Below are 20,033 nucleotides of genomic sequence, written 5' to 3' on the forward strand. Positions count from 1 at the left end.
TCGATGACTGGCGTATCCTGAATGCGCTTTCCCGACTTCACAGGAGGATGTCATGAGCCAGACCCCGACCCGCGCCGACTTCGACCACTACATGGTGCCGAACTACTCCCCCCAGCAGGTGATTCCGGTGCGCGGCGAAGGCAGCCGACTGTGGGACCAGCAGGGCCGTCAGTATATCGACTTCGCCGGCGGTATCGCCGTCAACGGGCTTGGGCACTGCCACCCGGTACTGGTCGAGGCCCTCAAGGAGCAGGCCGACCGGCTCTGGCACCTCTCCAATGTCTATACCAACGAACCTGCCCTCAAGCTGGCGCGTACCCTTGTGGAGCGCACCTTCGCCGACAAGGTGTTCCTGTGCTCCTCCGGGGGAGAGGCCAACGAGGCGGCGCTCAAGCTGGCCCGGCGCTGGGCCTTCGACCAGGCCGGTGAGCACAAGCACCGTATCGTCTCCTTCTCCCAGTCCTTTCACGGGCGCACCTTCTTCACCGTCAGCGTGGGCGGCCAGCCCAAGTACGCCCAGGGGTTCGGCCCGGTGCCCGGCGGCATCGTCCATGGCGAGTACAACAATCTCGACAGCGTACGTGACCTGATCAACGACGATACCTGCGCGGTGATGGTGGAGCCGATGCAGGGCGAGGGTGGGGTGCTGCCCGGTCAGCGTGACTTCCTGCAGGGGCTGCGCGACCTGTGCGATGCCCACGACGCCCTGCTGATCTTCGACGAGGTGCAGACCGGCGTAGGCCGTACCGGCTCGCTCTATGCCTACCAGCAGCTCGGCGTGACCCCGGATATCCTCACCAGCGCCAAGGCCCTGGGCGGTGGCTTCCCGGTTGGGGCCATGCTGGCCACCGATCGCGTCGCTTCGGCCTTCACCATGGGCACCCATGGCTCCACCTATGGTGGCAACCCGCTGGCCTCGGCGGTGGCACTTGCGGCCATCGAATATATCGATACCCCCGAGGTGCTGGAGGGCGTGAGGCAGCGTCACGACCTCTTCCGTGAGCACCTGGAGGCGATCAACGCCAAGTACGGGGTGTTCCGCGAGGTGCGCGGCATGGGTCTGCTGGTCGGTGCCGAGATGAGCGAGGCGTGGCGTGACCGGGCCAAGGATATCCTGCCGCTGGCCATCGAGGAGGGCGTGATGGCCCTGGTCGCCGGGCCCAATGTGCTGCGCATGGCGCCCTCGCTGGTGATTCCCGAAGCCGATATCGCCGAGGGCATGGCACGCCTGGAGCGAGCCGTGGCACGCCTGGTCGACGCCTCGTGAGCGAGAGAGGAGACGCCACCATGCTCGTCGTGCGTCCTATCGCCGCGGCCGACCTGCCCGCCCTGGAGCGGCTGGCGGGGGGCGCCGTGCCGCGGCTTACCAACCTCCCGGTCCATCGCGACCGTCTCGAGGAGCGTATCGCGCGCTCGCGTCAGGCCTTTGCCAAGTCGGTGGAGTGCCCCGGTGACGAGCACTACACCTTCGTGCTCGAGGACCTGGTTCGTGGCGAGGTGGTGGGTACCGCCACCGTGCGGGCCCAGGCCGGCGCCCAGGATGCCTACTACACCTATCGCCAGGAGACGCTGATCCACGCCTCCCAGCAGCTCAACGTGCGTCGTGAGGTGCAGACCCTGGCGCTATCCCACGAGGTCTCGGAGGCGAGCCTGCTGTGTGCCTACTCGCTGGCGCCGCGCTACCGCGGTACCAGCGCCGAGAGCCTGTTGCGCCGAGCACGCCTGATGCTGATCGCTCAGTATCCCGAGCGCTTCGCCACACTACTGGCCATGGCCTTCCCGGGTTATCTGGACGCGGATGGGGAGTCGCCCTTCTGGAACAGCGTGGGGCGCCACTTCTTCGTGCGGGACTATGAGGAGATCAATACCCTGGCCGGGATTCGCTCGAAGAGTTTTATCGCCGAGGTGATGCCGCAGTTTCCGCTTTATCTGTCGCTGCTCACGCCCCAGGCGCGGGCCGCCATCGGCCGCGAGCATCCCGACCACGAGGTGGCCCTGGCGGAGATGCTGGGCGAGGGATTCCAGCGCTCCCGACATGTCGATATCTTCGACGCCGGTCCGGTGATCAAGGCCGAGCGGGAGCGCCTGCAGAGCTTTCGGCGCGCCGCCTGGCATCCGGTGCGAATCCGTCCCGCCCACACCCTGCCCGACGCCGAGCCGGCCATGGTCGCCAACCAGCGTCTGGCCGACTTCCGCTGTGTGGTCGCGCGCTATGCGCTATCCCCCACCGGCCAGCTGATGCTCTCGCCGGAGCATGCCGAGGTGCTGGGCGTGGAGGAGGGGCGCGCGGTGCTGGCCGCGCCGCTTTCCCTGCCCGGCGGCGAGGACCCGGCTACCGAGGCTCATGACCCGGGCTATGACGAGGGGGAGCTGTAATGCGTATTCGACCCATCGCCGAGGGTGACCTGGAAGAGCTCCAGGCGCTGGCCCGGGAGACCGGCGTCGGCTTCACGTCGCTGCCCGACAACCGCGACTTTCTGGCCGCCAAGATTGCCGCCACCACCGACACCTTCCTGGAGCGTACGCCCCCCGGGCGTCGCAACTACTTCTTCGTGCTCGAGGATGAGGTCAGCGGTCAACTCGCCGGCTGCTGTGCCATCGAGGGCGAGGTGGGCCGCGAGACGCCCTTCTATCACTATCGTCTGGGCACCCTGGCCCACTCATCGGTGCAGCTCGACCTGCATCGCACCATCGACACCCTGTTCCTGTGTTCGGATCACACCGGCGACGCCGAGGTGGCCTCGCTGTTCCTGCGTCCCGCCTATCGCGGCGGCGACCGTCGCGCCGAGCGCAATGGCGCCCTGCTCTCCATGGTGCGCTGGCTGTTCATGGCGGAGTTTCGCGACCGCTTTCCCGACAAGGTGCTCGCGGAGATGCGCGGCGTCTTCGACGAGCAGGGCAAGAGTCCCTTCTGGCACTGCCTGGGCAGCCACTTCTTCCCCATGGATTTCGACGAGGCCGACCGCCTGACCGGGCTGGGCCAGAAGAGCTTTATCGGGGAGCTGATGCCCAAGTACCCGATCTACACTCCCTTCCTCTCCGACGAGGCGCGGGACTGCATCGGCAAGGTTCACGAGCAGACCCGACCGGCCCTGGCCATGCTCAACAAGGAGGGGCTGCGCTGGGAGGGCTATATCGACATCTTCGACGGGGGGCCTACCGTTGAGGCCTATCTCGATGACGTGCGGGGAGTGCGCCTGTCACGACGCTGTGTGGCGGAGATCGACCCTGGCCTGAGCGAGGCGGGCGAGCGTCCGCGCTGGCTGGCCGCGACGACCGAGATGGCCCACTTCCGTGCCGCCTGGGTGGGGCGCGGCCCCGATGCAGATGGCACGCTGCACCTGACCGCCGCCGAGGCGGCCCGCCTCGAGGTGGAGGCAGGCGCGACTCTGCGAATCCTGGATACCGAGGAGGATGCATCATGAAGCCGACCCAGTCGCTGCTGATCGGTGAACGCTGGCGCGAGGGCGCCGCTGCGCCCTTTACCAAGCTGGACGGGGTAACGGGGGAACGACTGTGGCAGGGGGGAGGTGCCAGTGCCGAGGACGTCGCCGCCGCGGTGGATGCGGCACGCGAGGCCTTCCCGGCCTGGGCCAGGACCTCCTTCGCCGAGCGCCAGGCGCTGGTGGAGCGTTTCCGGGAGGTGCTGGAGAGCCACCGCGAGGATCTCGCGGCGGCCATCGCCCACGAGACCGGCAAGCCGCTGTGGGAGGCGCGCACCGAGGTGGGTGCCATGATTGGCAAGGTGGCGATCTCGCTGCGTGCCTGTCAGGAACGTACCGGTCAGCGCGAGCGTGACCTGGGAGAGGCGCGTGCCGTGCTGCGTCATCGGCCCCATGGGGTGATGGCGGTGTTCGGTCCCTATAACTTCCCGGGGCATCTGCCTAATGGCCATATGGTGCCGGCGCTGCTGGCCGGCAACAGTGTCGTGTTCAAGCCCAGCGAGCAGTCGCCGCTGACCGCCGACCTGACCCTGCAGTGCTGGCAGGAGGCGGGCCTGCCGGCCGGGGTGATCAACCTGGTGCAGGGCGGAGCGGAGACCGGTCAGGCACTGGCCGCCCACCCCGGTATCGATGGCCTGCTGTTCACCGGCAGCGCCAAGGTGGGGGGGATCCTGCACCGTCAGTTCGCCGGCCAGCTGGACAAGATCCTGGCGCTGGAGCTGGGTGGCAACAATCCGCTAGTGGTCCGGGACGTGCCCGACCAGGATGCCGCGGTGCTGACCATCCTGCAGTCGGCCTTTCTCTCCGGCGGCCAGCGTTGCACCTGCGCGCGTCGCCTGATCGTGCCCGAGGGGGAGGTGGGCGACCGCCTTGTCGAGGCGCTGGTGGATGCCATCTCGCGGTTGCGGGTCGCCGCCCCCTTCAGCGAACCGGCCCCCTTCTACGGCGGCCTGGTCAGCGTGGCCGCCGCCGATGGCCTGCTGGCGGCCCAGGCGGCCCTGGAGGCGCAGGGTGGCACGGTGCTGGCGCGCATGGAGCGACTCGAGGAGGGCACCAGCCTGCTCAGCCCGGCGCTGATCGATGTCACCGGCCTGGAAGTGCCCGACGAGGAGCACTTCGGCCCGCTGCTGCGGGTGCACCGTTACCGTCGCTGGGACGAGGCGCTGGAGCTGGCCAATGCCACTCGCTACGGGCTCTCCGCCGGACTGGTCGGTGGAACGCCCGCCGACTGGGATGACTTCCTGCTGCGCATTCGAGCGGGCATCGTCAACTGGAACCGCCAGACCACCGGCGCCTCCGGCGATGCTCCCTTCGGCGGGGTGGGGGATAGCGGCAACCATCGGCCGAGTGCCTACTACGCGGCGGACTACTGCGCCTATCCGGTGGCCTCCATGGAGAGCGAAGACCTGCACCTGCCCGACCAGCTGCCCCCGGGAGTGAGCCTGTGAACGAGAACCTGAAGACAGAGCAGGGTCTCACGGATTACCGTGAGGTCAATTTCGACGGCCTGGTGGGCCCGACCCACAACTATGCCGGCCTGGCGCTGGGCAATGTGGCATCGATGCGCCATGGAGGCCTGGAGGCCAACCCCAGGGAGGGCGCCCTGCAGGGGCTGGCCAAGATGAAGGCGTTGATGGACGCCGGCTACCCCCAGGGAGTGCTGCCGCCCCAGCAGCGCCCGGACCTGGGTGCGTTGCGAACGCTGGGCTTTAGCGGCAGTGATGAGCAGGTGCTGGCACGGGCCGCCGGCGAGGCGCCGCAGCTCCTGCGCGCGGTATGCTCCGCCGCGAGCATGTGGACCGCCAACGCCGCCACCGTGACGCCCAGCCGGGATGCCCCCGATGGCCGCGTGCACTTCACCCCGGCCAACCTGCAGTCGAGCTTCCACCGCTATCTCGAGCCCGCCACCACCGGGCGCGTGCTGGCGGCGATCTTCCGCGACCCGGCACGCTTCGCCCACCATCCGGTGCTGCCCGCCACCCCGGCCTTCTCCGACGAGGGGGCGGCCAACCATACCCGCCTGGCCGGGGAGCATGGCGAGGCGGGAGTGCATCTCTACGTCTATGGCCGCACCGCCTTCGGCTGGGGCCATCAGGAGAACCCGGCGCCCCGACGCTTTCCGGCGCGTCAGACCCTGGAGGCGAGCCAGGCGGTGGCGCGCCAGCATGGCCTCTCCGCGGCGCAGACGGTATTCGCCCAGCAGCACCCCGGGGCCATCGACGCCGGGGTCTTCCACAACGATGTGATCGCGGTGGGCAACGGGCCGGTGCTGCTCTACCACGAGATGGCCTTCCTGGACGAGGAGGGCACCCTGGAGGCGCTGCGCGAGCGCATGAGCACGCCGCTGATTCCCCTGCGAATCCCCCGGGAAGCGGTGAGTCTCGAGGATGCGGTGGGGTCGTATCTCTTCAACTCCCAGCTGCTCTCCAATGCGGATGGCTCCATGACCCTGGTGGTGCCCGGCGAGTGTCGGGAGAACGAGAGTGTCTGGCGTACCCTGCAGGACCATCTGCTGGCGGGGGCCAACCCCATCGGCGAGGTGGTGGTCAAGGACGTCAAGCAGAGCATGCGTAACGGTGGTGGCCCCGCCTGCCTGCGCCTGCGGGTGGTGCTGGCGGCCGAGGAGCGTGCCGCGCTCTCCGGCCTTGTGCTGCTCGATGACGGGTTGCATGCCGAGCTGGTGGGCTGGGTGAAGCGTCACTACCGCGACCGCCTGACCCCCGAGGATCTCGCCGATCCTGCCCTGGCCAGGGAGACACTGACCGCACTCGACGAACTCAGCCGGCTGCTGGGTATCGGCAGCGTCTACCCCTTCCAGCTGGAGGGGGCGTGACGGAGTCGAGGCGTAATGAGGCCTTGGCTGATGAGACGCTGAGTGATGAGGCGTCCCGCCAGCCGCCCGTGACGAGCACGCCGTTGGCTGCCTATCGGCATGCCCTGGCCCACCAGGGATTCGTCGAGGACAGGTATCAGCGGCTCGCCGCCGAGGCCCTCGAGGCCTGCTTCGATGTCGTGCATGACGCGGCACCGGCGGCCCGGGTGTCGGGCGTCTATCTGTGGGGACCGGTGGGGCGCGGCAAGACCTGGCTGATGGACGCCTTCCATCAGGGCCTTCGCGTGCCCGCTCGACGGCAGCACTTCCACCACTTCATGCGCTGGGTGCATCGTCGACAGTTCCAGCTCGGCGGCACCCCGGACCCGCTGGTCGCCCTGGCCCTGGAGCTGGCGGCCGAGATACGCGTGCTCTGCCTCGACGAGCTTTTCGTCAACGATATCGCCGATGCCATGCTGCTTGGCGGTCTCCTGACGGCACTCTTCGAGCAGGGTGTCGTGCTGGTCTGCACCTCCAATCAGGCGCCTTATCAGCTGTATGCCGACGGCTTCAATCGCGAGCGCTTCCTGCCCGCCATTGCCGCCATCGAGCGCCATATGCGTACCGTCGATCTCGGCGAGGGCCAGGACCATCGCCTGCATCCCGGGCGCCGCCATCAGCGCTACTGGGTCGTCGAGAGCGGAAGTCCCAGGGCGCTGCCCACTCTCTTCGACGAGCTGACGGCCGGCGAGCAGACGACCCAGGCCCCCATCGAGCTGGGACATCGCACCATCGCGGTGCGTGGGCGCAGCGACTCGGTCGTCTGGTGCGGCTATACGGAGCTCTGCGAGCAACCCCTGGCGGCGCTGGACTTCATCGAACTGGTCGACCGCTTCGCGCATATCCTGCTCGATGACGTGCCCCGCCTGAGTGAGGCGCCTCCGATAAGAGGCATCGCCAGGGGAACCGAGGATGGGGTCAGCCGTGTCGAGGCGGGAGATCGTGAGCTGCCACCACTGACGCGCCGGGACGATGGCGTGCGGCGCTTCATCGCCCTGGTCGATGAGTGCTATGACAGGCGTACGCCGCTCTATCTGGAGGCGGAGGTAGCCATGGAGCGGCTCTATCCCCAGGGGCACCTGGCCTTTCCCTTCCGGCGCACCCTCAGCCGATTGCGGGAGATGCAGCTGGCCCGATTCGGCACAGGAGGAGGCTGACTCCTTCGGAGTCGTGTGACATGGTCTATGCTGTGCGGCCATTTGAGGCCGGACCAGCGGGAGAGGGCATACCGTGAGTGAGTTGATCTACTGGCTGGACCTGGCGGGAGTCATTGTCTTTGCGTTGTCGGGGGTGGTGCTGGCCTGCCGCAAGAGCATGGACCCCTTCGGCATGCTGGTGCTGGCCGCCGTGACCGGTATCGGTGGAGGCACCCTGCGCGACCTCGTGCTCGGTGTACGGCCGGTATTCTGGGTCACCGACCCGACCTACCTGTGGGTCATCCTGGCCACGGTGGCCCTCGCCATCCTCGGGTTCCACTATATCCACCGCCTCTCGCGCGGCTTCCTGCCGGTGGCCGATGCCTTCGGGCTGGCGCTGTTCGTGGTGATCGGTGCCCACAAGGCGCTCCAGATGGGGACGTCGGGGCTGGTGGCCGTACTGATGGGGATGATGACCGGGGTGGCCGGCGGCATGGTGCGCGATGTGCTGGCGCGCCGTGTGCCCATGGTGCTGCGTGAGGAGATCTACGCCACCGCGGCGATCGCCGGTGGAACCGCCTATGTGAGTCTGGATGCGTTCGGGGCTCCCGGCCCCCTGGCCATTGCCCTGTCGCTGCTGACGACTCTCGGCATCCGTCTGGCCGCCATTCACTGGCATCTGGCACTGCCGACCTTCGCCTGGGTGGAGATCCCTAGAACTCCCGAGCCATCTCCGCCGGTCGCCAAGGGCGAGCCGCCGGCACCGCCTGCCGAGCCACCACGGCCCAAGGTAAGAGTCCGCATGATTCGTCCCGAGCAGTCACGGCGCAGGAAGAATCGCTCATGAGCCTGCCCCTGCCCAGCCTCCACGCGCGGCAGCTGTCATGGCTTGCCCTCTGTGTGCTGGCGCTGCAGCTTTCGGCCTGTGCCGTGCAGCAGCCCGATGCCGGCCCGGCCGAACGCCACCGGCTGGCGGCGGAGCGAATCCGGGCGACCTATGAAGCCGTGCTCCCCGAACTCTCCGGCGGCAAGCGCCGCCACTACGCCCAGCGCCTCTACCGAGTGACCGGCGAGGAGCGTTACCTGCCGGCCAACCGTGAGTATATGCTGCACCTGGCGGGGCGCCTGGAGGCCGAGATTGCCGAGCTCGCAGTGCCAGGGCAGATCGAACGGCTCGCCAGAGAGAGCGTCGAGGGGTACCCGCGGCGCACCGCAAAACAGCGTGCCCGGGCCGAGATGTTCACCCGGTGGGGCGAGTTCGCCTATGCCAAGGGGCTGCTGTTCCGACTGGTGCAGGCGCACTACCACGGCATGCTGGACGAGGTTCCCGGCCATGAGCGGGCGCTGGACTATCTGGAAGATCTAGCCTGGGAGGCGTTCCTGACGGACGCTGAAGTGCTGGAGGTCTATGCCGCCCAGGTCGCCAATCAGGTGCACTTCCTTCACCAGCTCGGCGTGATGGATCTGCGCCGGGAGGTGGAGGCCGCCTTCCGGCGGCGCTATCCCCCGGACACTCTGGCGCTCCTGTCGACCGCCGAGTATCGCAACTGGCTCTACGGGCTGACACATTTCGTCATTGGCGCCAGCCGTTACTACCAGCAGGAGGTGGATGCCGAGGCGTATGCCTGGATACTCGAAGCCTTCTCGGAACAGTCCGAGCGGATCATGCGCGATGCCACCGAGGATATCCAGGCGGAGGTGGCGCTGAGCTTCCTGCTCGCGGGCCGCGAGGGGCACCCTCTTGTGGACCGGGTACGCGATGCCCTGGCCGCGGCGGTGGACCCCGCCAGCGGCATGATTCCCTCGCCGGACGGCAGCACCGACCTGGAGGGGGGCGAGCACCGCAATGTGCTGGCGATCATGGTGCTTGGGTGGCAAGGGCGACTGTATACGGGGCCTGCCTGGCCGGCCCTCTAAAGATTGGTTCTGGTTTGCCTCCCAGGCCCGGGTAGGCCATCAGTTGACGGGGCGAGCCGAAGAGGGTGATGTCCAGTTCGGCGAGCATCGTCATCGCCGTGATCGGACTCATGCCGTGCGTCGGCCTCAGCGCCTCGGCCACTGGGGCAGCGACCAACCAGGCGGGCACCTGTTGCTTGAATTCAGGGCTTGCAGGCGAAGCCCTACACTTCCTGGTAAAGGCCATGGGCCCTGACCTTGTCGCGATCGTGAAGGCTAAGCTGCTGCTCCAGGCAGCTTTTTATTCGCGTATACAGAGGTTTGATGCTGTCTGGGAGGTCGCTTTCTGCCTGCTTCTGATCGATATAATACGCCGCTCTCAATCCGCAGTGATCAATGGTTTCTCCCGCTTTTTGAAAACGAAGCCCCGAGAGTTTTAGCAATCTGTTAAATCTCGGCTCCATCATGGCAAAGACATGTCGGCGTCCTGAAATTCCTACGATGGCGGTTGCGGCAAGAAATAGACTCAAGCTTATTAATGCAGTCTGATTTCCGTTGTTTTTAGAGACAATATTGCTTATATCCTCGCCTATTGTTCCCGTGGGGGGGGAGGTTTTTTTTCTGAAGCCTGGATGAACGGCAAGCCTGGAAACCTCGCAAAGCTGGTTTTTTGGATAAAAGGCTGGATGAAAGTCGGAGCCTTCTAAGCTGTCTCCACTGTACTCTTCAAGTGGCAGGTTGTTAACCGGATGGTTGGGGTTGTTGTCTATGGTGACCACCCTCAAGCAGCCTGCATCTATATTGCTTTCCTTGTGTTGAAGCAGGCATAGTATAGAGTTATGGTCATACGCGTCCTTTTCTATTGGGCTGTTTGTTTTCTCTCCTATATCATAGTGAAGTTCCTCATGGAAAACCGCATGACGGAGAGAGAAGGCACGCTCTTTTTGCGAGGCAGTATGAGCTATTATTAAGCTAAAGTTATCGAAGAGCTGGTCGGGGTTGATGCCGATACCGCTACCAGAGGAGTGGGACATGACCATTTTCTGGTTTTTTGTTGTGACACCTTTCACCGACTATCTCCTTTTGGCTCGCCCTGCGAGGCATGCTGTGTGGTCTTGAATGTTTCTCTAAGCAGTGATGGCCTGCCCAGGTGGAAGCCTTGTCCGTAGGAGATGCCGTAGGACTTCAGTATCGGCAGGAGAGCCTCCTGGTCGACGAATTCGGCGATAGCCTGCTTGCCGAACCCGGCGGCAATATCGGCAATGGCCTGGACGATGACTCGGCTCTCCTGGCTGACCAGGAGGCTGCGAATGAAAGACCCGTCGATCTTGATATAGTCCACCGGCAGTTGCCCCAGGTAGTGGAAGCTGCTGAACCCTACCCCGAAGTCATCCAGGGCGGTTCGACACCCGAGGTCGCGTAGTGCCTGAAGGACACCACGTGCCGTGGAAAAGTCGGTCACGGCGGCGGTCTCGGTGACCTCCAGGATAAGATAATGAGGGTCGGCTCCGCTGGCGGCCAGTTCCTCGGCCAGATACTGCTTCAGCCCAACATCGTGCAACGACTGTCCGGACAGATTGACCGCCAGAGAGATGCCTTGTTCCTGCAGTTGGTTGAGCGCCCGCAGGCTGTGGCGCAGTACCCAGCGATCGATCTTCACGATCTGGCCGCTGCGCTCCGCGATAGGAATGAACGCCGCAGGGGAGATCAGGCTACCGTCGGCATCGCGCATGCGCAGTAGAACCTCGTAGTGTTTTACGTCGTGATCCTCCAGCCGCATGATCGGTTGTACCATCAGTTCGAAGCTGTCCTCTGCCAGGGCACTACGCACACACTCGACCCAGTGCACCCGCTCCTGCAATTCGTCCTTGGCATTCTCGGAGTGCGAGAGCAGGTGCCACTGCTGGACGCCACTCTCCTTGGCCTTGTACATGGCCACGTCGGCGCTGGCCATCATGTCGGCTGGTGTCGTGCCGTGCGTGGGATACAGGGCAATGCCGATGCTGGCGGTCACCCGATGGCGTCGTCCTGTGGCAGTGAATCCCAGGTTATCGAGCAGCTGGTCGATGTGCTGGGCAACCTGAATCGCCTGGTCCGCATCGGCATGCTCCAGCAGTAGCGAGAACTCGTCGCCTCCCAGGCGGGCGATAGCCCCGCGATGCCCCAGGTTTCGCAAGAGAGTGTTGGCCACCTCGCGCAGCAGACGGTCACCGACATGGTGGCCGCTCAGCTCGTTGACCTCCTTGAACTGGTCGAGATCCAGTAGCAGCACTGCACCTTGCGACTCGCGCGAGAGCGCCATCTGTAGGGCGTCCTGGAAGTAGCGTCGGTTATAGAGCTTGGTCAGGGGGTCGCGTTCGGCCAGCCAGGTCAGGCGCGCCTCTGCGGCCTTGCGCTTGGTGATATCGAGCCCCACCGAGATTCGTGACTTGCCCTCGTCGCCGCCCGAGGGCAGGGGGGCATGGTACCAGGCGATGGTGTACGGACGCTGCCCGGAGATATGTAGGCTCCGCTCTTCCTGCTGCGGAATATCGACGTTGTTTACCGGCGAGGGGCGACCGGCCTCGAACAAGTCGACGAAATGGCGACCCAGGAGAGAGGCGTCGTCGAGGTTGAGCATTGTTCGAGTGTAATCGTTGACCAGGGTGATCCGCCCCCGGCTGTCCTGGGCAATGATGAAGACACGGGCGGTGTCCAGCAGGCTGTTGACGAAGTCTCGTTCCTTGGCCAGCTCATCGACGCGTTGTGCCAATTGGTCGCCGCGCTCCTGAACCTCCACTTCAAGTATCTCGAGCTGGCGAGAGAGTGCCAGGGTGGTGCCTTCCAGCACGTCGATTTCGTCTGGTAGCCGATAGTGGGTCGCGGGAATCGCAGCTCTGACATCGTCGAAGCAGCCGTTGGCAAGCGTTGGGAGTACGCCGGCGATACGACGCAGGCGTGCCATGGGGCGCAGCAGGATCAGCAGCAGCATCAGTTCGGCGGCCAGCCAGCCGATCAGGCCGGCTCCCATCAGGGTATGTGTGTCCTGGTTGATGGCTTGGATCTGCGAGGAGATATCGGAGATCAGCAGGAAGTAGCCGTTACCGCCACCGCTGGTGTCCTCGTTCATTCTTACCGCACTAAGCCCGAGGTCTCGCCCCCGGTCCTGCAGCTGCACAGGGTGCTGAAGCAGGTCACTGATGGGGCTGAGGTGCGAGGCCCGCTGCAGCAGGGGCAGGCTCTCTTTCTGGCGTGTCAGCGCCAACAGGTAACCGTCCCAGGGCGCAAGCTTGCGCCCCTCGGTCAGCTCCTGATCCTCCCGCGGGCCCGTGACCAGCAAGGCAACCTCGGCGTTGGAGACCTCCCTGATCTGGCGGGTCACATCGGCCAGCGAGCGGGAGAGCACGACCAGGCCGACGCTTTTACCCTCCACCAGTATCGGAACGGCGGCTACCTGTTGGCAGTTCCTCGTGCAACTAAGCCGTGTGAGGGGCATTTCCGTGCTTATGACTTGTTGTACCCAGGCATGGATCGGAGGGCTGTCCTCTTCTCGACTGGAGCCCCAGTGACCCAGGAGCCGCCCTTGGGTGTCCGCGACCCATATCTCGTCTACGCCAGCTTCGAGTTGCAGGGTTGGCCACTGGGAGGCCAACGCCCTGTCGATATCGTCTGTATTGCCAGCCTCGAGCGAGAGGCCCAGGTGCGGTGTGGCCGCGGTCAACCCTGCCAGCTGGCGAAGATTCTCGGCTGAGCGCTGGAGGGCGAGGCGAATCATGCGCTGCTGGCGTTCATGATCCTCGTTGCGGCTCTCCTGGAACTGATTCGTCAGGTTCTGATGTCCAAGCCAGGTGAACAGCACCACGAGGCAGACCAGCAATAGACTGCTCAGGGCAATGACGCGCCATGTCAGACTGAGTCGATGACGGAGCTGCAGGGATGAAGGAACAGTCATCTCTATGGAGTCCAGGTCTGGAGTATGGGGTCGTCAGAAACGCAACGAGAATTGAAACAGTAGCATGCTCCAGTAGCGCTCTGTTTTTGAGCTATCCGGGTTGTCCTGAAGTGGTAACCATCCAGTACCATCAATGTGATGATATTCGGCCGCGAGAAGGGCGCGTGGATTCACGTTCCATTGCAAGCCTATGGTGATGTCTTCGGCAAATCGTGAGTGTGCGGGGCCTAGGCCCTGCTCTTCGTATTTCTTTCCCGATCGGTCGTCTTTGTCTCGGATCAGCCTGTCGTAACGAAGTAGCCACTGCCAGTCATCATGGAAGCGCTTTGAATATTGAACATACCAACTTTCACCAGTGAGGTCCGATTCGCGCATTGAGCCACTACCTTTAAGCTCAAGGTTGCGAATCGCATATTCACTAGTTACTGCCCAGCTCCCCGTGTCATATTGTAAGGATAATATCCACGGCTGGAAGTTAAGTTTTCCGCTGCTAGGACCTAGGTTGATATCAAGGTTTACGTCTGCAGTGCTTACCGCTGCGTTAAAACGACCGTTGCTATGTTCGTAAAGTATCTGCGCAATCGATGATGTGTCTCCATTTACTTCACTGTTAAGGCTGGGCGGGAAGAGTTGCGTGCCCAAATCTCGAGTGGTGGGTGTGCCCACGCCGCCTTTAAATCGGACTACGCCGCTATCGAAGCGTTCTTCAGCGTAAATGCTGGCGCCATCTGCCGAGAGGCCCAGGGATCGGGTTCGGTCGAAGTAGATGGACTGAGGAAGCAGAATGCTCGGGCGAGTAAACGCCACATCACGCGTCTGGTTATAGAAGCCGAAGGGGTTCTTGAAACGACCGACCTGTACGCCGAAAGTGCGCTGCTGGTTCGACAGCACCTGATAGTCGATAATACCGTAGTCCAGGACGGGGCGGGCGTCGTCCCCGTCTCCACCGGCGCGTCGACTCAGTGCCTGTGCGGCAATTAATACATTCTCATGGGGACGGAGCGAGACGTTGGCGCCGATCTCGGTGAATTCAAAACTCCCCTCGCCTTCGCTGCTGGGGCCGAAGAAGTTGTTGTCATCGGTGATCACCAGAGCCTGACTCAGAAAACCATGCATCTGCAGAGTGTCCAGCACGCCATTGTCGGCCAGTGCCTGTCCCGACAGGCTCGTCAGGGCCGTCACCAGCAGAGGCGCGAGGTGTCTTTCAATCCATCGAAATGACTTGGACACGTTCATCCAGGTACTCCCTTTCCAGATAGCCTATTGCGCCGGGGGTGGTGGCGATACGCTCGACCATCTCGGCCTGGTGTCTCACACGATCCGGCGCCTGGCCGGTACCGGAGAAGACCATGCGGTCCCACGCCAGCTGCAGTTGATGGGGATAGACGGTCAGGCGCTGCTTGACGAAGCGCTCATGGACCGGATGGTTGTTGGGCAGCACGAACACCCGTACAGCCTGGCCATCAGGCCAGGTGCGCTGACGCATGGCGAAGATGCCTCGCGTGGTATCCCGTGTGAGATGCTGGGTGGTGACATCGCCGTGGGCAACCAGCAGGATCGTCTGCTCGCTGGCAATGGCTCTCCCTCCCGCCAGGGCAATCAGACAGAACAGCAGGGCAGCCTTCAGCCACGCCATGTCACGCCCTCGGATCGAGTGGCATCGCGAAACGGCAGCGAGGCGAGATGGCTGAGGAGTGTCATCTGCAAGGGAACTCTTGTCACGTCATGGGGCGGGTAGGGCGCTGAATGCCGCGGAGGTCCGGGGCAGGCTTCAACGTATTAAGCTACATGACGTGAAGAGGATGTAAAGCGATCGCCTCAACGCGGCTGCCCGGCGGCGGTGCCGCCGGGCGGGGGGCTTAGCCGAAGACCTGGAAGCTTTCGGCATTGATCCACAGGTGAACGGCAATGCTGGCGATGTAGCCCAGCGCGATCACCGGGGCCCAGCGCAGATGGCCCATGAAGGTGTAGTAGCCGCGGGCCTGGCCCATCAGCGCCACGCCGGCCGCCGAGCCGATGGAGAGCAGGCTGCCACCGACGCCGGCGGTGAGGGTGATCAGCAGCCAGTGGCCGTGGGACATCTCCGGCTCCATGGTCAGCACCGCGAACATCACCGGGATATTGTCGACCACCGCCGAGATCAGGCCCAGGGCGATGTTGGCCCAGGTGGCATCCCAGCCGGTGTAGAGCGCCTCGGAGAGCATGCTCAGGTAGCCCATGTAACCCAGGCCGCCCACACACATCACCACGCCGTAGAAGAACAGCAGGGTGTCCCACTCGGCGCGGGCGACGCGGTTGAAGACATCGAAGGGCACCACGCTACCCAGCTGGGCGAGCTTCTTGTCGTCGCCGCGGCGGGCGTAGCGGGTGCGCTTCTTCTCCAGCGAGCGGGGCAGGGTGCGACGCAGGAAGTAACCGAAGAACTGCAGGTAGCCGAGGCCTGTCATCATGCCCAGGACCGGCGGCAGATGCAGGAAGGTATGAGAGGCCACCGCGGTGGCCACGGTGAACAGGAACAGCAGCACGATGCGGCGTGCACCTCGCTTGAGCCAGACCTCTTCCTCGAGGCTGTCCGGCTTGCGGTTCTTGATGAACAGGGTCATCACCACCGCCGGGATCAGGAAATTGACCAGCGAGGGGGCCAGCAGCACGAAGAACTCCTGGAACTGGATCATGCCGGCCTGCCATACCATCAGGGTGGTGATATCGCCGAAGGGGCTGAAGGCACCGCCGGCGTTGGCCGCCACCACGATGTTGACGCAGGCCAGGTTGATAAAGCGCTTGTCGCCCTCGGCTACCTTGGTCACCACGGCGCACATCAGCAGCGCGGTGGTCAGGTTGTCGGCGATGGGCGAGATCACGAAGGCCAGGCTGCCGGTGATCCAGAACAGCTGACGATAGGTGAAGCCCTTGCGCACCATCCAGCTGCGCAGAACGTCGAAGGCGCGGCGCTCATCCAGGGCATTGATGTAGGTCATCGCCACCAGCAGGAAGAGCATCAGCTCGGTGAATTCGAGCAGGGTCTCGCGGAAGGCGTGCTCGGCCTCGGTGGGCATGCCGGCCTGCACATAGACCCAGCCGATCAGCGCCCAGATGATACCGGCGGCAACCAGCACCGGCTTGGACTTGCGCATGTGCAGCTTCTCCTCGCCCATGACGAGCGCATAGGCGAGGACGAAAATGCTCACGGCGATAACACCGACCACGGAGCTGGTGAGATCCAGCTCGCCGGTCACCGCGAAGGCGGCGGGGCTGAACAGTAGACAGACAAGCACGAGACATCCCGACCACCAGGCGGGTTGCCGGGGCCGTAGGGTGGGGTATCCGTAGGATGACATGGCGTTGGATTCCGAAAACGAGGTTCGTGGGAAGGGTGAGAAAGCGCGCATATTCTAACACCTGTAGTGCAGCGCAATATAGGCGCAAAGCCTTACCACCAAAGGAGTAGTGGTGCATTCAGACGACCTCGGCCTCCCTCCTGGCTCGTTTTATGGCATCATCTGCCATCCGGCAGCCGCCGGCCGCTTTCGGATCGCCAACGACGCAGGCAGTGACGCATGTTTCTCGATGAATTTCATACGCTGGCAGGGGACCGTCTCACCATCACGGCGGAGCAGGCCAGTCGATTCGCCAAGGGAGTCGCCGGCGATTACAACCCGATTCATAACCCGGAGGCACGCCGCTTCTGTGTACCCGGGGACCTGCTGTTCGCCCTGGTGCTGGCGCGTTTTGGCCTCTCACAGCGCATGGAGTTTCGTTTCCTCAGCATGGTGGGTGACGGCGTTCCACTGGTTTTCCAGGAGCATGCCGACGGACAGATTCGCGTTTGTGACGACGCCGGCAAGTCCTATCTGGAGGTCTCACGCAGCGGGGCGACCACCCACGACGAGGCAATAGTGGAGGCCTTCACCCGCTGCTATGTCTCGTTCTCGGGCAAGAACTTTCCGCACTACCTCAAGCCGCTGATGGAAGAGAAGGGCGTGATGTTCAATCCGCGCCGGCCGCTGGTGATCTACGACAGCATGGGCTTCTGTCTGGAGCGCCTCGAGGGTCTGACGCCATTACTCGAGCTGCTCGACTCCTCGCTGGAGGTCAATGGCAAGCGTGGCGACACCCTGCTCGAGTTCAGCATCCAGTCCGAAGGCGAGCAGGTGGGGACAGGCTCCAAGAAGCTGGTGGTCAGTGGTCTGTGTGACTACGACGCCGAGGCCATGGACGAGATCGTCGCCGAGTTCTATCGCCTCAAGGCCGCCTACGAGGCTTGAACGGGGCCTAACGTTACACCTTCACCTTGCCCCGCAGGGCCTTGGTCTTGCCCTTGCGGGTCTTGTTGTCCACCCGGCGACGCTGGGAGCCGCGGGTCGGCCGGGTGGGCTTGCGCACCTTGTGCTGTTTCACCGCCTCACGGATCAGTTCGCGCAGCCGAGCCAGGGCATCCTCGCGGTTCTGCTCCTGGGTGCGAAAGCGCTGGGCCTTGATGACCACCACACCCTCCTGATTGATGCGCTGGTCGCCGAGCGCCAGCAGCCGCTCCTTGTAGAAGGCGGGCAGGCTGGAGCGCTGGATATCGAAGCGTAGATGGATCGCCGTGGCCACCTTGTTGACGTTCTGACCGCCGGCGCCCTGGGAGCGAATCGCATTCAACTCGATCTCCCAGTCGCCAAGCTCCACGCTGTTGGAAATTTTCAGCATAAGGGATCTCTACGGGTCAGGTGCCGCGCAGCGGCTCGAGCAAGCCGCCCAGGCCGTTGTGGTCGATCTCGTGCATCAGCGCGAGCAGGCGCCCAAGCTCGCTGTCCGGGAAGCCCTCCCGGGCAAACCACGCCAGGTAGGGCCCCGGCAGGTCGGCGAGCAGCGACCCCTGGTACTTGCCGAAGGGCATGCGCAGCCTGACCAGGGTCAGCAGGTCCTCGGGGTTCACGTTGTCACCTCGTCGATGGTGGGGGGCGGCCATGCTACCGGGATCGGGTCGCCTTGCCCATGGCCGGCAGTTCCACAAGCAGCCCATCTCCCGATAGTCCCTGGGCCACGCGGCTGGCGAGGATCTCGAGGATGCCGGCGTGCTCACCCACCAGGCGTGTGGTGGCCACGCGCAGGCCGGGGGAGGCGGCCATGGCCTGGTCGCAGATCTCGGCGATATCGCCGCCCTCGCCGGCATGGCGCCCCGGGGAGAGAAACAGCATGGCAAGAATCACCTCGCTGCCGGCCAGCGCCTTCGCGGCGAGCAGGTCGGCCAGCAGCGGCTCATTGAAGCGATACGCATCGCCATCCCGGCGCTCCATGGAGGCATAGGTGACGCAGTCGGCCTCGTCGGCCAGCAGCACGCCGAGCTGCCCGGCCACATAGTTGCGCACCGCGGTGACCTCGGGCATCGGGCTGCCATGGTCGACCAGCACCACCTTCGGCGGCTGGCTTTCGCTCATCGTCCGGCGCGCCATGACCTCACGCACGTTATCGGCCAGCAGCCGGGCCAGGCGCAGGTCGAGCCCCGAGAGGGTGTCCACCAGCGGCGCCGTTACCTTGATGCCGAGGTTCGGGTACCTTTCCTGCACTTGTGCCAGGCGCTCCGGCAGATAGCGGGTCAGCGCCTGGCTGGGGCCGAAGAAGAAGGGCACGATCACCAGCTCGGTTACCCCCTCCGCCGCCAGACGCTCGGCCAGCGGGCCCAGCGTCGCCGCCGGCTCGCCCTCCAGCTGCTCGGCCGGGACCTTGTGGGAGTGCAGCAGCGAGGCGGCTTCCACCGGCTCCCCGGTTGCCGCGGCCAGGGCGCTGGCCAGGCGGCGCAGGTTGAGCACGGCCTGGGGGCGAAGGGAGCCATTGTCGACGAGTAGAATGCGTTGCATGCAGGGCCTCGAGATGGTCGCCTTGGGAGGCCTCACCCTAGCCGGCGCCGCCGTCGCTGAAAAGCGAGGCGGGGAAAGGCGGTACAAGGGGAGCTCGTATCGTGGAACAATGCGTCTATTAAGCCACTCGGCGTTTATTAAGCCACTCGTCATACGTGACATCAGCAGAGAGGACTCATGAACCCAACCATCGAGCTGCTCAAGTCCCACCGCTCCATCCGCAAGTTCACCGACCAGCCGGTTTCCCGGGAGCTGCTGGAGGAGCTGGTGAGTGCCGGCCAGGCCGCGGCCACCTCCAGTCATGTGCAGGCCTACAGCATTATCCATGTGAAGAAGCCGGAGAATCGCGAGGCGATCGCCGAACTGGCCGGCGGTCAGCGCTATATCGCCACCTGTGGGGCCTTCCTGGTGTTCTGTGCCGACATGAAGCGTCCCACCGATGCCGCCGAACGCACCGGGGCGCGGGTGGTGCGCGGCATGACCGAGCAGCTGCTGGTGGCCAGCGTGGATACCGCGCTGATGGCCCAGAACATGGCCGTGGCCGCCGAGTCGGAAGGGCTGGGTATCTGCTATATCGGCGGCATTCGCAACAACCCTCAGCAGATCAGCGATCTGCTGGACCTGCCCGAGCATGTCTATCCGGTGTTCGGCATGTGCCTCGGCTACCCGGCCCACGACCCCGACGTGAAGCCGCGTCTGCCCGTGGAGGCGATCCTCAAGGAGGATGGCTACCAGGATGACAGCGAGCTGGTAGCGGCCTACGACGATGCCATGCACGCCTACTACCAGTCCCGTAAGGGCGGTCCCAAGGACATCACCTGGTCACAGAACCTGACTCCGCTGTTCGATACCAAGCTGCGCCCCCATATGCGTGACTTCCTGGTCAAGCGCGGCTTCGAGATGAGGTGACCG

Annotated in this window: 19 protein-coding genes; 10 read left to right on the forward strand and 9 right to left on the reverse strand. The window is 64.4% G+C overall.

Annotated features, from left to right (window positions below):
- Positions 1-52: 52 nt before the first annotated feature.
- From IOC61_RS16700 to IOC61_RS16735, 8 genes are all read left to right on the forward strand, one after another.
- Positions 53-1,267, forward strand: a complete 1,215-nt coding sequence (locus tag IOC61_RS16700; protein WP_195689859.1) for an aspartate aminotransferase family protein — start codon at positions 53-55, stop codon at positions 1,265-1,267.
- A gap of 20 nt (positions 1,268-1,287) precedes the next feature.
- Positions 1,288-2,376 carry an arginine N-succinyltransferase gene (locus tag IOC61_RS16705; RefSeq protein ID WP_195689860.1) on the forward strand — a complete coding sequence of 363 codons (1,089 nt, stop codon included), beginning with the start codon at positions 1,288-1,290 and terminating at the stop codon, positions 2,374-2,376.
- A complete protein-coding gene (gene astA / locus IOC61_RS16710; RefSeq protein ID WP_195689861.1) occupies positions 2,376-3,425 on the forward strand; it encodes an arginine N-succinyltransferase in 1,050 nt (349 codons plus the stop codon). Before IOC61_RS16705 ends, astA begins: the two co-directional genes overlap by 1 nt.
- Positions 3,422-4,891: a succinylglutamate-semialdehyde dehydrogenase gene (gene astD, locus IOC61_RS16715; protein ID WP_195689862.1), complete on the forward strand. Its 1,470-nt coding sequence runs from the start codon at positions 3,422-3,424 to the stop codon at positions 4,889-4,891. Before astA ends, astD begins: the two co-directional genes overlap by 4 nt.
- Positions 4,888-6,276, forward strand: coding sequence for an N-succinylarginine dihydrolase (gene astB, locus IOC61_RS16720; RefSeq protein ID WP_311430263.1), 1,389 nt, complete (start codon positions 4,888-4,890; stop codon positions 6,274-6,276). The genes astD and astB overlap by 4 nt, the downstream gene beginning before the upstream one ends.
- Positions 6,273-7,472 (forward strand): cell division protein ZapE, encoded by a 1,200-nt coding sequence (zapE, locus tag IOC61_RS16725; protein WP_311430264.1) that lies wholly within the window; start codon positions 6,273-6,275, stop codon positions 7,470-7,472. Before astB ends, zapE begins: the two co-directional genes overlap by 4 nt.
- 73 nt (positions 7,473-7,545) lie before the next feature.
- On the forward strand, positions 7,546-8,298 hold the full coding sequence (locus IOC61_RS16730) for a trimeric intracellular cation channel family protein (RefSeq protein ID WP_195689863.1): 753 nt from the start codon (positions 7,546-7,548) through the stop codon (positions 8,296-8,298).
- The gene (locus IOC61_RS16735) at positions 8,295-9,368 is read left to right on the forward strand and encodes a DUF3541 domain-containing protein (protein WP_195689864.1); all 1,074 of its coding nucleotides are present in this window, start codon (positions 8,295-8,297) and stop codon (positions 9,366-9,368) included. Before IOC61_RS16730 ends, IOC61_RS16735 begins: the two co-directional genes overlap by 4 nt.
- Here the strand turns inward: IOC61_RS16735 and IOC61_RS17990 are convergent.
- The 6 genes from IOC61_RS17990 to nhaD form a co-directional block, all read right to left on the reverse strand.
- A complete protein-coding gene (locus IOC61_RS17990) occupies positions 9,310-9,594 on the reverse strand; it encodes a transposase (RefSeq protein WP_195689865.1) in 285 nt (94 codons plus the stop codon). The genes IOC61_RS16735 and IOC61_RS17990 overlap by 59 nt on opposite strands.
- Positions 9,572-10,417 (reverse strand): PEP-CTERM/exosortase system-associated acyltransferase, encoded by an 846-nt coding sequence (locus IOC61_RS16745; protein WP_311430265.1) that lies wholly within the window; start codon positions 10,415-10,417, stop codon positions 9,572-9,574. Before IOC61_RS16745 ends, IOC61_RS17990 begins: the two co-directional genes overlap by 23 nt.
- Entirely contained in the window at positions 10,414-13,278 is a 2,865-nt protein-coding gene (locus IOC61_RS16750) for an EAL domain-containing protein (protein ID WP_195689866.1), read from the reverse strand. The genes IOC61_RS16745 and IOC61_RS16750 overlap by 4 nt, the downstream gene beginning before the upstream one ends.
- Before the next feature lie 33 nt (positions 13,279-13,311).
- Complete coding sequence (locus tag IOC61_RS16755) at positions 13,312-14,514, reverse strand: OprO/OprP family phosphate-selective porin (RefSeq protein ID WP_229333210.1); 1,203 nt, start codon at positions 14,512-14,514, stop codon at positions 13,312-13,314.
- A complete protein-coding gene (locus IOC61_RS16760) occupies positions 14,483-14,914 on the reverse strand; it encodes a hypothetical protein (RefSeq protein ID WP_195689867.1) in 432 nt (143 codons plus the stop codon). The genes IOC61_RS16755 and IOC61_RS16760 overlap by 32 nt, the downstream gene beginning before the upstream one ends.
- A gap of 223 nt (positions 14,915-15,137) precedes the next feature.
- Positions 15,138-16,616 carry a sodium:proton antiporter NhaD gene (gene nhaD, locus IOC61_RS16765; RefSeq protein ID WP_195689868.1) on the reverse strand — a complete coding sequence of 493 codons (1,479 nt, stop codon included), beginning with the start codon at positions 16,614-16,616 and terminating at the stop codon, positions 15,138-15,140.
- 219 nt (positions 16,617-16,835) lie between these two features.
- On the opposite strand from nhaD, the gene IOC61_RS16770 reads away from it, so the two are divergent.
- Positions 16,836-17,543: a DUF3581 family protein gene (locus IOC61_RS16770; RefSeq protein ID WP_195689869.1), complete on the forward strand. Its 708-nt coding sequence runs from the start codon at positions 16,836-16,838 to the stop codon at positions 17,541-17,543.
- Between the two features lie 13 nt (positions 17,544-17,556).
- Here IOC61_RS16770 and arfB read toward each other — a convergent pair whose 3' ends face one another.
- Genes arfB through IOC61_RS16785 form a run of 3 tightly spaced genes read right to left on the reverse strand, consistent with a single transcriptional unit; the run spans position 17,557 to position 19,121 of the window.
- Positions 17,557-17,970, reverse strand: coding sequence for an alternative ribosome rescue aminoacyl-tRNA hydrolase ArfB (arfB, locus tag IOC61_RS16775; protein ID WP_195689870.1), 414 nt, complete (start codon positions 17,968-17,970; stop codon positions 17,557-17,559).
- A gap of 16 nt (positions 17,971-17,986) precedes the next feature.
- Positions 17,987-18,199 carry a DUF3820 family protein gene (locus tag IOC61_RS16780; protein ID WP_195689871.1) on the reverse strand — a complete coding sequence of 71 codons (213 nt, stop codon included), beginning with the start codon at positions 18,197-18,199 and terminating at the stop codon, positions 17,987-17,989.
- 34 nt (positions 18,200-18,233) lie between these two features.
- A complete protein-coding gene (locus IOC61_RS16785; protein WP_195689872.1) occupies positions 18,234-19,121 on the reverse strand; it encodes a sirohydrochlorin chelatase in 888 nt (295 codons plus the stop codon).
- Positions 19,122-19,298: 177 nt separating this feature from the next.
- On the opposite strand from IOC61_RS16785, the gene nfsA reads away from it, so the two are divergent.
- Positions 19,299-20,030: an oxygen-insensitive NADPH nitroreductase gene (nfsA, locus tag IOC61_RS16790; RefSeq protein WP_195689873.1), complete on the forward strand. Its 732-nt coding sequence runs from the start codon at positions 19,299-19,301 to the stop codon at positions 20,028-20,030.
- Positions 20,031-20,033: the final 3 nt, after the last annotated feature.

It is taken from the genome of Halomonas sp. KAO (genome assembly GCF_015595025.1).
GTDB lineage: Bacteria > Pseudomonadota > Gammaproteobacteria > Pseudomonadales > Halomonadaceae > Halomonas.